Source organism: Streptomyces axinellae (assembly GCF_039532135.1).
Taxonomy (GTDB): domain Bacteria; phylum Actinomycetota; class Actinomycetes; order Streptomycetales; family Streptomycetaceae; genus Streptomyces; species Streptomyces axinellae.
On the sequence record NZ_BAAARJ010000002.1, the window covers coordinates 296,419 to 309,781 of the forward strand.

General features: G+C 71.2%; 11 protein-coding genes. 8 read left to right on the forward strand and 3 right to left on the reverse strand.

All coding sequences use genetic code 11. The annotated features are described in order from the left end of the window. Positions 1 to 152: 152 nt before the first annotated feature. Entirely contained in the window at positions 153 to 1,919 is a 1,767-nt protein-coding gene (leuA, locus tag ABD339_RS03715; protein ID WP_344562031.1) for a 2-isopropylmalate synthase, read from the reverse strand. Between the two features lie 374 nt (positions 1,920 to 2,293). Here leuA and ABD339_RS03720 point away from each other — a divergent pair, with 374 nt between their 5' ends. Both ABD339_RS03720 and ABD339_RS03725 read left to right on the forward strand, forming a co-directional pair. Next, complete coding sequence (locus ABD339_RS03720) at positions 2,294 to 3,400, forward strand: M4 family metallopeptidase (protein ID WP_344562035.1); 1,107 nt, start codon at positions 2,294 to 2,296, stop codon at positions 3,398 to 3,400. A 54-nt stretch (positions 3,401 to 3,454) separates the two neighbouring features. Next, a complete protein-coding gene (locus ABD339_RS03725) occupies positions 3,455 to 3,721 on the forward strand; it encodes a protealysin inhibitor emfourin (RefSeq protein ID WP_344562037.1) in 267 nt (88 codons plus the stop codon). Positions 3,722 to 3,826: 105 nt separating this feature from the next. Here the strand turns inward: ABD339_RS03725 and ABD339_RS03730 are convergent, their stop codons facing one another. Next, entirely contained in the window at positions 3,827 to 4,651 is an 825-nt protein-coding gene (locus ABD339_RS03730; protein WP_344562039.1) for an HAD family acid phosphatase, read from the reverse strand. A gap of 174 nt (positions 4,652 to 4,825) precedes the next feature. After that, entirely contained in the window at positions 4,826 to 6,178 is a 1,353-nt protein-coding gene (locus ABD339_RS03735) for a family 4 glycosyl hydrolase (RefSeq protein ID WP_344562041.1), read from the reverse strand. A gap of 456 nt (positions 6,179 to 6,634) precedes the next feature. Here ABD339_RS03735 and ABD339_RS03740 point away from each other — a divergent pair, with 456 nt between their 5' ends. The 6 genes from ABD339_RS03740 (at position 6,635) to ABD339_RS03765 (ending at position 13,349) form a co-directional block, all read left to right on the forward strand. After that, positions 6,635 to 7,723 (forward strand): carbohydrate kinase family protein, encoded by a 1,089-nt coding sequence (locus ABD339_RS03740; protein ID WP_344562349.1) that lies wholly within the window; start codon positions 6,635 to 6,637, stop codon positions 7,721 to 7,723. A 259-nt stretch (positions 7,724 to 7,982) separates the two neighbouring features. Further along, positions 7,983 to 10,112 (forward strand): PhoH family protein, encoded by a 2,130-nt coding sequence (locus ABD339_RS03745; RefSeq protein ID WP_425575880.1) that lies wholly within the window; start codon positions 7,983 to 7,985, stop codon positions 10,110 to 10,112. 12 nt (positions 10,113 to 10,124) lie between these two features. Then, positions 10,125 to 10,625 (forward strand): rRNA maturation RNase YbeY, encoded by a 501-nt coding sequence (ybeY, locus tag ABD339_RS03750; protein WP_344562045.1) that lies wholly within the window; start codon positions 10,125 to 10,127, stop codon positions 10,623 to 10,625. Next, positions 10,622 to 11,956 carry a hemolysin family protein gene (locus ABD339_RS03755; RefSeq protein ID WP_344562047.1) on the forward strand — a complete coding sequence of 445 codons (1,335 nt, stop codon included), beginning with the start codon at positions 10,622 to 10,624 and terminating at the stop codon, positions 11,954 to 11,956. Before ybeY ends, ABD339_RS03755 begins: the two co-directional genes overlap by 4 nt. Before the next feature lie 96 nt (positions 11,957 to 12,052). After that, positions 12,053 to 12,415, forward strand: a complete 363-nt coding sequence (locus ABD339_RS03760) for an MmcQ/YjbR family DNA-binding protein (RefSeq protein WP_344562049.1) — start codon at positions 12,053 to 12,055, stop codon at positions 12,413 to 12,415. Between the two features lie 97 nt (positions 12,416 to 12,512). After that, positions 12,513 to 13,349, forward strand: coding sequence for a hypothetical protein (locus ABD339_RS03765; protein ID WP_344562050.1), 837 nt, complete (start codon positions 12,513 to 12,515; stop codon positions 13,347 to 13,349). Positions 13,350 to 13,363 lie beyond the last annotated feature (14 nt).

Here is a 13,363-nt window from a genome sequence, read left to right on the forward strand (position 1 = left end):
GCACACGCACAGGGGCACCCCCACCCGGCACCAGGGCCGAGGCCCGGGCTATCGGCAAGGCCGAGGCCCCCGGGGGGGCGGCACCGGATGAGAACCGGGGCCGACAGGTGCCGGGCCCCCAGGGCCCGGCACCCCCAGGGCGAAAGCGACAATCAGCGGCGGTGTGCGCGGTTCACCGCGGAGACGGCGGCCTTGATCGAGGCCCGGACGATGTTCCCGTCGATGCCGACGCCCCACAGCACCTTGCCGTCCACGGCGCACTCGATGTACGCGGCGGCCTGTGCGCCCGCGCCCTCGCTCAGCGTGTGCTCCACGTAGTCCAGGAGCCGTACGTCCACGTCGATGGCGTGCAGCGCGTCGAAGAACGCGGCCAGCGGGCCGTTGCCGGTGCCGCTCAGCTCCGTGGGCTCGCCGTCCACGACGGCCTCTACGGTCAGTGCGTCCTGGCCTTCGCTGGTGGTCGAGGTCTGCGCGCCCTTGAGGGTGATGCGGCCCCAGCCGCCGCCCTCGGCGGGCAGGTACTCGTCCTGGAAGACCGACCAGATGTCGGCGGGGGTGACCTCGCCGCCGTCGGAGTCGGTCTTCGCCTGGATGATCTTCGAGAACTCCACCTGCATCCGGCGGGGCAGGTCCAGGCTGTGCTCGCCCTTGAGCACGTAGGCGATACCGCCCTTGCCGGACTGGGAGTTGACGCGGATGACGGCCTCGTAGGAGCGGCCCACGTCCTTGGGGTCGATGGGCAGGTACGGCACGGCCCACTCGATCTCGTCCACCGTCTTGCCCGCTTCGGCGGCGCGGACCTCCATCGCCTCGAAGCCCTTCTTGATGGCGTCCTGGTGGGAGCCGGAGAAGGCGGTGTAGACCAGGTCTCCCGCGTAGGGGTGGCGGGGGTGGATCTCCATCTGGTTGCAGTACTCGGCGGTGCGGCGGATCTCGTCGATGTCCGAGAAGTCGATCATCGGGTCCACGCCCTGGCTGAACAGGTTCATCCCCAGGGTGACCAGATCGACGTTCCCGGTGCGCTCGCCCTGCCCGAACAGGCAGCCCTCGACGCGGTCGGCACCCGCCATCACGGCCAGCTCGGCCGCCGCCACCGCGGTACCCCGGTCGTTGTGGGGGTGTACGGACAGGCATACGTGTTCGCGCCGGGACAGGTGGCGGCCCATCCACTCGAAGCGGTCGGCGTGGGTGCTGGGGGTGGAGCGCTCGACCGTGGCCGGCAGGTTGAGGATGATCTCGCGGCCGTCCTCCGGCTGCCAGACGTCCATGACGCCCTCGCAGACCTCCAGCGCGAAGTCCAGCTCGGTGTCGGTGAAGATCTCGGGGCTGTACTGATAGCCGAAGACGGTCCGGTCGTCCAGCAGCTTCTCGGCGTACTCCATCACCTGGCGGGTGCCGTCCACGGCGATCTGCCTGACCTGCTCGCGGGTGCCGCGGAAGACCACCTCGCGGAAGACCGGCGCGGTGGCGTTGTACAGGTGGACGGTGGCCCGGTGCGCGCCGACCAGTGACTCCACGGTGCGCTCGATCAGCTCCTCGCGTGCCTGGGTGAGGACGGAGATCGTCACGTCCTCCGGGATCGCGTCCTCCTCGATGATCGAGCGGACGAAATCGAAGTCGGTCCGGCCCGAGGAGGGGAAGCCGACCTCGATCTCCTTGTAGCCCATGCGCACCAGCAGGTCGAACATCTCGCGCTTGCGGGCCGGGGACATCGGGTCGATCAGGGCCTGGTTGCCGTCGCGCAGGTCGGTCGAGAGCCAGCGGGGGGCCTTCGTGATGCGGTTGCCGGGCCAGGTGCGGTCGGGGATGTCGACCGCCTCGTACTGCCCGTACTTGTGGGCGGGCATCCCCGAGGGGCGCTGGTGCACGACGCCGGGGGCGCTCGGGGTGGCTCGGCCGATGGGGGCGTGGGAAGTCATAACGCGTGAGGCTCCTGTGAGGGATCGCACAGCTCGTCCGCGTCCCGGCGAGGTGATGAGGCTCAGGGCCGGGGAGTCGCTCGGACGAGGGGCGAACGGGTTTCGGGGACCGACCGGACAGCACCGAACTCCGCGGGGAGGGGGTCGGCCTTGCGGTGGCTACAGACCCTCGCCGCGGCAGCTAAGAAGAAGCATCCCGAAACGCATGATGCCGACCACCCTAACCGAGGCCACGGGGAGCGACTGGGGCGTATCACTATGCGGGATAGCGCATCGCCGGCAACCGCGCAGGGGAAGAGCCGTTCAACAGCGTTTTGCGCGAATTCCGGCAGCTCCCAGTGACAGGACGATGACGTAGTGCCACATTGCGTCTTATGGACGCACATCCCGCGCACTCGCATCAGTCCCACCCCGTCTTCTGCACGATCGTTCCCCCGCACCTCCTCGACCGGCTCTCCCGGGGCGAGAGCGAGGCCCTCTCCGGGCGCGCCCGCCGCACCCTGGAGCGGGACGCCTCCCAGCGCACCCGCCGCCGGGTCATCACGATCCGCCATGCGGCACTGGCCCCCGCCCGGCCCCCCGCCGACACCGCGGACCAGAAGCCGCAGCGCACCATCTACGACGCGAAAAAAAAGGAGACCCTGCCCGGCGAGAAGGTCAGGGAGGAGGGCGACCAGCCCTCGAAGGACGCCTCGGTCAACCGCGCCTACGCCGGGCTGGGCGCCACCTTCGAGCTGTATCTGTCCGCCTACGGCCGCTACTCGATCGACGGCTCCGGGCTGCCGCTGAACGCCTCGGTCCACTACGGCGAGGAGTACGGCAACGCCTTCTGGGACGGCGAGCAGATGGTGTTCGGGGACGGCGACGGCGAGGTGTTCCGCGACTTCACCCTGCCCGTGGACGTGATCGGCCACGAACTGACGCACGGGGTCACGCAGTACACCGCCAACCTGGAGTATTTCGGCCAGTCGGGCGCGCTCAACGAGTCGGTCTCCGATGTCTTCGGCTCCCTCATCAAGCAGCACAGCCTGGGCCAGACCGCCGACCAGGCCGACTGGCTGATCGGCGTCGGGCTGTTCACCGACCAGGTCGAGGGCGAGGCGCTGCGCTCCATGAAGGCGCCGGGCACCGCCTACGACGACGACGTGCTCGGCAAGGACCCGCAGCCGGCCACGATGGCGGACTACGTGGACACCGGCACCGACAACGGCGGCGTGCACATCAACTCCGGCATCCCCAACCACGCCTTCTACCAGCTCGCCAAGGAGCTGGGCGGGCACGCCTGGGAGCGCGCCGGGCAGATCTGGTACGACACCCTCACCTCGGGCGGACTGTCGCCGACCTGCGATTTCGCGGCCTTCGCCGCCGCCACCGCCAAGGCGGCCGGCAGCCGCTACGGCGACGGCAGCGCGGAGCGCGAGGCCGTCCTCAAGTGCTGGTCCGAGGTGGGCGTCGCGCCCCAGGAGGCGGCCGGGAAGTAAGGGCGGCCCGTCCGGTCACTTAACGCGGGGCCGGATGGCAGCCAGGATGGCCGTATGCGTATCACCGTTATCCGTACGGGTGGCTTCGGCGGGCTCACCCGCCGAGCCACCCTCGACACCGCCGGGCTGTCCGACGCCCCCGAGATCGCGGAGCTGGCGCGCGACGCGCTCCTCCAGGGCCTGGGCGAGCCGCCGACGGGCGTGCCCGACGGGTTCCACTACGAGATCAAGGTCGATGACAGCACCGCCCACTGCGCCGACCCCAAGCTGACCGACTCCCAGCGGGAGCTGGTCAGAAGGGTCCTGAAGGAAGGCGCCTGACCACGGGCCCGCCCACGCACCGGTCTCGTCCCGCCCCGCCCTGTCCTCCCCGGGGCCGGGGGCAGGGGGCAGGGCAGGGCGGGGCAGGGCAGGGCAGGCCCGGGGTCAGGGCAGGTAGTACATGGGGTTCGGCAGCTTGACCTTCCTGGCGGCGTGGCCGCCCTTCAGGTCGCTGTACTGGTCGCCGAAGTTGGCGAGGATGTCGTAGCCCTGCTTCTCGATGTGCGCGCGGGTGCCCGACTTGTACTCCACGGTGGTGCACTCGCTGCCGCACTCCAGGTACGGGGGCGGGTTCTTCTCGTCCTTGAGGAAGAAGTGCGCCTTGTCCACCGGGTTGCGGTAGCCCGCCTTCTTGAGGTTCCGCACGCTCCAGTCGCGCTGGTACTCCTTGCGGCCGGTCAGGAAGAAGACCGTCACGCCCTTCTTGTGTGCCCAGTTCACCAGCGCGCGCATGCCGAAGACCGGATCCATGTCGGTGGTGCGCAGGTAGGTGTCCTGCGCCTGCTGGGTGAAGTGGTAGCCCACGCGCCGCTCGAAGTTGTAGGTGAGCAGCGTGGTGTCGTCCACGTCCAGGACGATGGCGGGCTTGTTCTTCCCCGCCTTGCCGTGCGCGGCGCGGTCCTTCGGGTGAGCGGCGGGGCGCTCGTACTCGCCCAGGTCGCGCTGGAGGTCCTTGCGCGCGTCCGCGGCGATGCCGCGCACCTGCGCGGCGTAGTTGCCGCGCGGGGAGGCGTAGTGCTCGCCGTCCCCGGTCTCGATGTCCCCGTAGTACGCCTCGATCTTCGTCTTCACCTGATCGAGGTTGGGGATCTCCTTGTCACTGGCGGGCACCGAGTGCTCGGCGGTGGCCTGGCCGGCGCCGAACAGCGCGGTACCGGCGAGGGCGGCTGCGGCCACCAGGGGCAGAACGGTTCTGAGCGGGCGGGACATGCGCGACTCCTCGTCGGCGGGCGCCGGAAGCGGGTGACAGGGGCGGAGAACCCGGGGACCGTAACAGCGCGCTCAAGTCCCCCTCTACGCGCGAAGATTCAACAGTCCGTAAAATTCAGCGTCCGGCCCTCCGCCGCCGCGCCCCCCGGCGGCCTCAGTGCCCCACGCGCTCCCTCAGTGCCCCGCGCGCTCCAGGATGCGGGCGGCCACGGCCGGTGAATCGACCAACGGGTGCAGGGCCAGGGCCCGCAGCGCTGCGCGGCGCGAACCGCTCGTCGCCGCCTCGACGGCGGCCAGCTCGACCGCCTTGAGCTGGAGCACCAGGCCCAACTCGGCCTCTCCCAGCGGCGCGGCGGCCAGCGGGCGCGCCCCCTCGCCGTCCACCTCGCACACGGTCTCCACGATCGCGTCCGGCGACAGCTCGGGAACCGTACGGCCGTTGGGCACGTTCAGCACCAGCCGGGCACGCTCCCCGCGCGCGATGGCACGCATCAGCGCGAGCGCCACCTGGTCGTAGCCGCCGCCGTCCAGGTCGCAGCTGTCGCGCTGCCACCCGCCGGTCGCCTCGCGGCTCTCGGCCATGTAGGTCTCCTCGCGCTCGCGCCGGGTGCGCTCCCACAGCGCGTACGAAGCGGCCGGCTCTTGGGCGTCGCGGACGACGCGGGCGGCGCGGGCGAAGAACCCGCCCTGCTGCTGGTCGAGGAACTCGCCCCGGGTCTCGGCCGCCGTACGGACGGAGTCGAGGGTCTCGCGCCGGAAGTAGTAGTAGTGCAGGTATTCGTTCGGCAGCGCGCCCAGCGCCTGGAGCCACTCGGCGCCGAAGAGCTTGCCCTCCTCGAAGGAGTCGAGGGCCACGGGATCGGCCAGCAGGCCGGGCAGCAGATCGGCGCCGCCGGGCTCCCGGAACGAGCGCAGCCAGCCCAGGTGGTTGAGCCCCGTGTAGTCGAACTCGACGGTGTCCGGGTCGGCGCCGGCGGCCCGCGCCGCCCTGCGCACCAGACCGAGGGGTGAGTCGCAGATCCCGATGACCCGCTCCCCCAGCACCCGCGCCATGGCCTCGGTGACCATTCCGGCCGGGTTGGTGAAGTTGATGACCCAGGCATCCGGTGCCACGGCGCGCACCCGTTCGGCGATGCGGACCGCGACCGGCACCGTGCGCAGCGCGTACAGCACGCCGCCGGCGCCGACCGTCTCCTGTCCCAGCACGCCCTCCGCCAGCGGGATCCGCTCGTCCGCGACCCGTCCCGCCGTGCCGCCCACGCGGATCGCCGAGAAGACGAAGTCGGTGCCGCGCAGCGCCTCGTCCAGGTCCTCGGCGAGCCGCACGGCGGGCGCGCCGGGCACGTCCTCGGCCTGCGCGGCCAGTACGGAGGCGATGACGGCGAGCCGGTCACGGTCGGTGTCGTAGAGCACGAGTTCGGTGCAGCGGCCGGGGGCGTCCGCGGGCCGCCGCCGCGCGTCGTCGAGCAGCGCGCGGTGGACCAGGGGGACGCGGAAGCCGCCCCCGCCGAGAATCGTCAGCCTCATGGGCCGGAACGTACCGCACAGGGCGATCCGGTCCCCGAACGGTAGCGACTATGGTCGGTGGCACCGCACCCCCAGGGTTGCGGCGGCGCGGTGGTATCGCGGCGTGGCGGCACAGCAGTGTGGCCGTCCGGCGGCGATGCCGTTCGACGGCGGCCGTCCGGCGGCACGACGGCCGGGGGCGGCGACGGGCAGGCGGCAGGTGACGGGGAAGGCACGGTGAGCACGGTGAGCACGCGTAGGACCGCCGGATCCGGCGAGGTCCCCGCGCACGGACAGACTCCTTCGCACGGGCACGACTCCTCCGCCCACGGGCGCTTCTCCTCCCACGGACGAGGCATCCAGCACGGACAGCGCGAACAGCACAGCCAGCACGGACAGCCCCCGCATGGGTCCTCGGGCGCTGCGCCCCCGGCGTACCCGGCGTCCCCGCACGGGCACGGCGGGCGGCCCGCCCCGCTGTTCGACCCGCTCGCCCCGGTGCGCCCGGCGGACGGCCCCGACTGCGATGTGTACCTGACCGGGACCGTCTTCCTCGACATCATCTTCACCGGGCTCGACTCGGCCCCGGTGCGCGGCACCGAGTCCTGGGCACGCGGCATGGGCTCCAGCCCCGGCGGCATCGCGAACATGGCCACCGCGCTGGCCCGCCTCGGCCTGCACACCTCACTGGCCGCCGCGTTCGGTGACGACATGTACGGCGACTACTGCCGCGAGGTGCTGGAACACGGCGAGGGCATCGACCTGTCGCTCTCGCACACGGTCCCCGGCTGGCACTCGCCCGTGACGGTCTCCATGGCCTACGAGGGCGAACGCACGATGATCTCGCACGGCCACGAGGCGCCGCCCAAGAGCGCCGCGACCGCCTACGACCCGGACGCACCGGAGTGCCCGCCCCCGGCCGGCGCGTGTGTCGCCTCACTGGTCCCCGGCCGGCCCCAGGAGTGGATCGCGACAGCGGCCCGGCGCGGCAGCCGCATCTTCGCCGACGTCGGCTGGGACGAGACAGGGCGCTGGGACCTGGCGGCGCTGGCCGAACTGCCCGACTGCGAGGCGTTCCTGCCGAACGCCGCCGAGGCCATGCGCTACACCGGCACGGACTGCCCGCGCGCCGCCGCGCACGCGCTGACCTCCTCCGTTCCGCTGGCCGTCGTCACGATGGGCGCGGAGGGGGCGTACGCGGTGGACGGGCGCACCGGTGAGACCGCCTCCGTGCCGGGGATCGTGGTGGACGCGCTGGATACGACGGGCGCGGGCGATGTCTTCGTGGCCGGTTTCGTGACCGGCAGCCTGGCGGGCTGGCCGCTGGCCGAACGGCTGGCCTTCGCCGGACTGACCGCCGCACTGTCCGTGCAGGAGTTCGGCGGCTCGCTCTCGGCACCGGGCTGGCCCGAAATCGCCGCGTGGTGGCGCACGCACCGGGAGGAGGAGAGCCAGGGGTGTGGCGGGCGCTACGCCTTCCTGGACCGCATCCTGACCGCCTGCGCCCCCTCGGCCCCGCCGCGCAGAGCCGTACCCACCCTCGGCTTCCGCCCGCCCGCGGGCTGACGGCTCCGCCGGGGCTCGCGGGGCGGGCTCGCGCGGCGGCGCGGGACGGCGCTCGGCGGAACGGGCGGGTGCCCGGGCGGACCCGGCGGAAAAGCGGGAGGCGCTGTCACCGGGGCGTCGTACTCTGGGACCAGGTAGAACCAGCGGCGCAGAGAGGGAGATGAGCAGGCCCCAGTGGCCGCCCATGACGCGGACAACCCCATCACAGGCCGGATCCGGGCAGGAAACCGCCCGCTTCACCGTGCCTGCCAAGCACCCGATGGTGACGGTGCTGGGCTCAGGAGACTCCCTGCTGCGCGTGATCGAGAACGCGTTTCCCCGGACGGACATCCACGTCCGCGGAAACGAGATCAGCGCCACCGGCGATGCCGCGGAGGTAGCCCTGGTCCAGCGCCTTTTCGACGAGATGATGCTGGTGCTGCGCACCGGCCAGCCGATGACGGAGGACGCGGTGGAGCGCTCCATCTCCATGCTGCGCGCCCAGGAGAACGGCACGGGCGCCGCCGACGAGACGCCCGCCGAGGTGCTCACCCAGAACATCCTCTCCAACCGGGGCCGCACGATCCGTCCCAAGACGCTCAACCAGAAGCGCTATGTGGACGCGATCGACAAACACACGGTCGTCTTCGGCATCGGCCCCGCCGGCACCGGCAAGACGTACCTGGCCATGGCAAAGGCCGTGCAGGCGCTCCAGGCCAAGCAGGTCACACGCATCATCCTGACCCGCCCCGCCGTCGAGGCCGGCGAGCGCCTCGGCTTCCTGCCGGGCACGCTCTACGAGAAGATCGACCCCTATCTGCGCCCGCTCTACGACGCGCTGCACGACATGCTCGACCCCGACTCCATCCCCCGCCTGATGGCGGCCGGGACGATCGAGGTCGCACCGCTGGCATACATGCGGGGACGGGCGCAGCCCGTGTTCACCAACGTGCTCACCCCGGACGGCTGGCGCGCCATCGGCGACTTGAGCGTCGGTGACCTGGTCGTTGGTTCCAATGGCGAGCCCACTCCGGTCCTCGGCGTCTACCCACAGGGCGAGAAGGACATCTACCGCGTCACGGCACAGGACGGGTCGTGGACACTGTGCTGCGGTGAACACCTGTGGACGGTTCGTACGGCCTCCGACCGTCGGCGTGACAAGCCGTGGCGGGTGCTGGAGACCCGGGAAATGATCGGCGAACTACGCGCCGCCCACGCCCGCCGCTACGAGCTGCCGCTCCTCACCGCCCCTGTCTCCTTCCCCGAGCAGCCGGTTCCGATGGACCCCTACGCCTTGGGGCTGCTGCTCGGCGACGGATGCCTGACCGGTTCGACCACCCCGAGCTTCTCCACCGCGGATCCTGAGCTGGCCGAGGCTCTGGAGGCCGCGCTGCCCGGCATCCAGCTGCGGCACAAGGACCGTGTCGACTACACGCCGAATCGCGTCCGGGAGCCCGGTGACGTCGTCACTCTGGAGAACCCGGTCACCGGTGCCCTGCGCCGTCTGGACCTGTTGGGGACCCATTCGGTCTCGCAGTTCGTTCCCGAGTCCTACCAGCGGAATTCCGCCGACGTCCGGCTTGCGGTGCTTCAGGGCCTGCTCGACTCGGACGGCGGGTCGGTGGTCCAGGACGACCGGACGTGCCGGATCCAGTACACGACGACATCCGTGCTGCTGCGGGACGACGTCATCGGCCTGGTGCAGTCGCTGGGAGGCGTCGCCTACGCTCGTCGCCGGGCCGCGGCGGGCCGGACCCCCGGGAAGGCAAACGGGAGGGACGTCACTTACCGCCATGACGCCCACGTCATCGATATCCGGCTCCCGGAAGGCGTCGAACCGTTCCGGCTGGCACGGAAGCGTCAGAAGTACCACTCGGCGGGCGGCGGCGGCCGTCCGATGCGCTTCATCCACAGCATCGAACCCGCCGGGCGCGAGGAAGCCGTCTGCATCCAGGTCGCGGCCGAGGATTCGCTGTACGTCACGAGTGACTATCTGCTGACGCACAACACCCTCAATGACGCGTTCATCATCCTGGACGAGGCGCAGAACACCAGCCCCGAGCAGATGAAGATGTTCCTCACCCGCCTCGGCTTCGATTCCAAGATCGTGATCACGGGCGATGTCACCCAGGTCGATCTTCCGGGCGGCACGAAGAGCGGGCTGCGCCAGGTCCAGGAGATCCTGGAGGGCGTCGAGGATGTGCACTTCTCGCAGCTCACCAGCACGGACGTGGTCCGCCACAAGCTCGTGGGCCGTATCGTCGATGCCTACGACCGCTATGACAGCGCCCAGGAGACCGCCCGCACCTCCCCCCGCGATTCAGCCCGCGAGACGGCCCGCGACTCCGCCCCCGCGGCGGGCAACGGCAACGGCGGGCCGCCGCAGCGGGGCCACAGCAAGAGGAAGTAACCGACCCGCGCCATGTCGATCGACGTCAACAACGAATCCGGCCGCCAGGTCGATGAGCGGGCGCTGCTCGACATCGCCCGCTACGCCCTGGCCCGGATGCGCATCCATCCGCTCTCCGAGCTGTCGGTGATCATCGTGGACACCGACACGATGGAGCGGCTGCACCTCCAGTGGATGGATCTGCCGGGGCCCACGGACGTGATGTCCTTCCCGATGGACGAGCTGCGCCCGCCCACCCGGGACGAGGAGGAGCCCCCCCAGGGCCTCCTCGGGGACATCGTGCTGTGTCCGGACGTCGCCGAGAAGCAGGGCGCCGAGGCGCCGACGCGGCACTCCATGGACGAGGAGCTTCAGCTGCTCACCGTCCACGGTGTGCTGCACCTGCTGGGCTACGACCATGAGGAGGCCCGCGAGAAGGCCGAGATGTTCGGCCTCCAGGCCGCCATCGTGGACGGCTGGCGCGGCGAGCACGGCCTGACCGGGCCTTCCCCGGCCCCCACGACGACCTCGTGACCACACAACTGGTCGCGGCGGCCGTCCTGCTGGTGATCGTGGCCTGGCTCGCGGCCTGTGCCGAGGCGGGGCTGGCGCGTACGACGAGCTACCGCGCCGAGGAGGCGGTCCGTCAGGGCCGTAAGGGCAGTGCCAAGCTCGCGGCCGTCGCCGCCGATCCGACGCGCTACCTCAACCTCGCGCTGCTCCTGCGGGTGGCCTGTGAGGTGGCGGCGGGCGCGCTGGTGACGTACTACTGCCTGCGCACCGTGGAAGCGAGTTGGGAGGCGCTGGTCATCGCCATAGGGGTGATGGTCTTCGTCAGCTATGTCGCCATCGGTGTCTCGCCGCGCACCATCGGCCGCCAGCACCCGCTCAACACGGCCACTGCCGCCGCCTACGTGCTGGTGCCGCTGGCCCGCATCCTGGGGCCCGTCCCGCAGTTGCTCATCCTCCTCGGCAACGCGCTCACTCCCGGCAAGGGCTTCCGCAAGGGCCCGTTCGCGAGCGAGGCGGAGCTGCGCGCCATGGTGGACCTCGCGGAGCGGGAGTCGCTCATCGAGGCCGAGGAGCGGAAGATGGTGCACTCCGTCTTCCAGCTCGGCGACAGGCTGGTGCGCGAGGTGATGGTCCCGCGTACGGATCTGATCACCATCGAGCGGTTCAAGACCATCCGGCAGGCGCTGACGCTGGCGCTGCGCTCGGGCTTCTCGCGCATCCCGGTGGTCGGGGAGAGCGAGGACGACGTGGTCGGGATCGTCTACCTCAAGGATCTGGCGCGCAAGGTGCACATCAACCGGGACGCGGAGGGCGAGCTGGTCTCGACCGCCATGCGCCCCGCGACCTTCGTGCCCGACACGAAGAACGCGGGGGATCTGCTGCGCGAGATGCAGCAGGACCGCATCCATGTCGCCGTGGTGATCGACGAGTACGGCGGCACGGCCGGCATCGTCACCATCGAGGACATCCTGGAGGAGATCGTCGGTGAGATCACCGACGAGTACGACCGCGAGCTGCCGCCCGTCGAGGACCTGGGCGAGGGCAGCTACCGCGTCACGGCCCGGCTGGACATCGGCGACCTGGGCGAGCTGTTCGGGCTGGAGCTGGACGACGAGGACGTCGAGACGGTCGGCGGGCTGCTCGCCAAGTCGCTGGGCCGTGTGCCCATCGCGGGCGCGACGACCACGGTCGATGTCTCCGAGGACCGCTCCGACCCGACGCTGACGGGCCTGCGGCTGACCGCGGAGTCCCCGGCCGGGCGACGCAACAAGATCATCACGGTGCTCGTCGAGCCGGTACGCGAGCCGGTCATGACGGACGGGGTGGAGAGCACGGCCACCCGCGAGGGGTAGGGCCGCGGGTCCTGTTCCGGCCCGGCTGCCTCCTCGGCTCTCCGGCCTGCTCCGATCCGCCTGGCCCGCGCTGTTCGGGCGGCCTACGCTGGCTCCATGACACCCGAGGAGCTGAGAGCGGTCTGTCTCGAACAGAACGGGGCCTGGGAGGACTTTCCGTTTCCGGGGAACCCGGAGCTGTCCACGTTCAAGGTCAAGGAGAAGATCTTCGCGCTCAGCTCGCTGGACGCGGCCCCGCTGCGGGTGAGCCTGAAGTGCGAGCCGGAGATCGCGGTACGGCTGCGTGAGGCCCACCCCGCCATCCGTGCGGGCTGGCACCTCAACAAGCGGCACTGGAACACCGTCACGCTCGATGGCAGCCTGTCGGAGCGGACGGTACGCGAGATGGTCGAGGATTCCTACGACCTGGTCGTGGCCAAACTTCCGCGTGCGGAGCGGCTGTTGCTCGACCGCGGCTGAGCGGCGCCGGTTCTTCCGTCACCTGTTCGGGCGTCGAGACGGCGGTGCCGGGTGTCGAAGCCTCGGAGACGGGAAGCCCGCCGTCGAAAGGCCCGCCATGCGCCACGCCCGCCGCCCCTGTGCCGCCACCGCGCCGGCCCTCGCCGCGCTGTTGTTCCTCGCGGGGTGCGGCGATGGCGGAGGGCCGGGCGGGGGCCGGGGTTCGGCCTCCCCCAGCTCCCCCTCGGCCTCGCACCCGCCGCCGTCCGGCTCCCCCTCCGCCTCTTCCGGCCCGCCCTCCGGTGGCGCGGGGGTGCTCGACGAACGGCAGGTCACCAACGCGCTGCTCGCCCCGGGCAGCCTGCCCGGCGGGTGGCGGACCATCGGCCGGAACGTCACCACCTTGACCGGTGACGTTCCGAGGGACCTCAGCACCCGGGACCGCAACTGCGAGAAGCTGTTCGACACACTCGTCGGACACCTGAGCGGCCACGAGGCCAGGACGGACGCGGCACGCGACTACCGCGCGGGCGGTCGCGGGCGCGGCCCCTATCTCTCCAGCGCGGTCGCCTCCTACGACGGCACCGACGCGATCCGCACCGTGAGCACCTTCGAGAGCGTGCGGGATAGTTGCCCCAAGTTCCGCACCAGGAACAAGTCGGTCGTCATCGACTTCGCGGTCTCGCCCCTGAAGGGCGCCTACCTGGGCGAGGACAGCCCCGGCGCCAGGCTGCGCGGCAAGGCAGCGGGCGGCCCGGCCGACGGCTCACAGGTCACGCTGGACCTCGTACTGGCCCGCGCCGGGCAGAACACCACCGGAACCGCCGTGCTCTCCCCTGGCAGCGGCGACGCCGCGCTGACGGAGGACGCGGCCAGGACGGCGCTCAAGCGCCTCCAGCGGGTGACGGCGAGGAAGACTCCCTCCCCGACGGCCTCCGGCACCGGCCCCGGGTGAGGCCGGCCGCGGGA

Excerpts from the sequence above, each read along its gene's own strand:
- leuA (WP_344562031.1), bottom strand. The coding sequence starts at position 1,919 with ATGACTTCCCACGCCCCCATCGGCCGAGCCACCCCGAGCGCCCCCGGC.
- ABD339_RS03720 (WP_344562035.1), top strand. The coding sequence starts at position 2,294 with ATGGACGCACATCCCGCGCACTCGCATCAGTCCCACCCCGTCTTCTGC.
- ABD339_RS03725 (WP_344562037.1), top strand. The coding sequence starts at position 3,455 with ATGCGTATCACCGTTATCCGTACGGGTGGCTTCGGCGGGCTCACCCGC.
- ABD339_RS03730 (WP_344562039.1), bottom strand. The coding sequence starts at position 4,651 with ATGTCCCGCCCGCTCAGAACCGTTCTGCCCCTGGTGGCCGCAGCCGCC.
- ABD339_RS03735 (WP_344562041.1), bottom strand. The coding sequence starts at position 6,178 with ATGAGGCTGACGATTCTCGGCGGGGGCGGCTTCCGCGTCCCCCTGGTC.
- ABD339_RS03745 (WP_425575880.1), top strand. The coding sequence starts at position 7,983 with ATGGTGACGGTGCTGGGCTCAGGAGACTCCCTGCTGCGCGTGATCGAG.
- ybeY (WP_344562045.1), top strand. The coding sequence starts at position 10,125 with ATGTCGATCGACGTCAACAACGAATCCGGCCGCCAGGTCGATGAGCGG.
- ABD339_RS03760 (WP_344562049.1), top strand. The coding sequence starts at position 12,053 with ATGACACCCGAGGAGCTGAGAGCGGTCTGTCTCGAACAGAACGGGGCC.
- ABD339_RS03765 (WP_344562050.1), top strand. The coding sequence starts at position 12,513 with ATGCGCCACGCCCGCCGCCCCTGTGCCGCCACCGCGCCGGCCCTCGCC.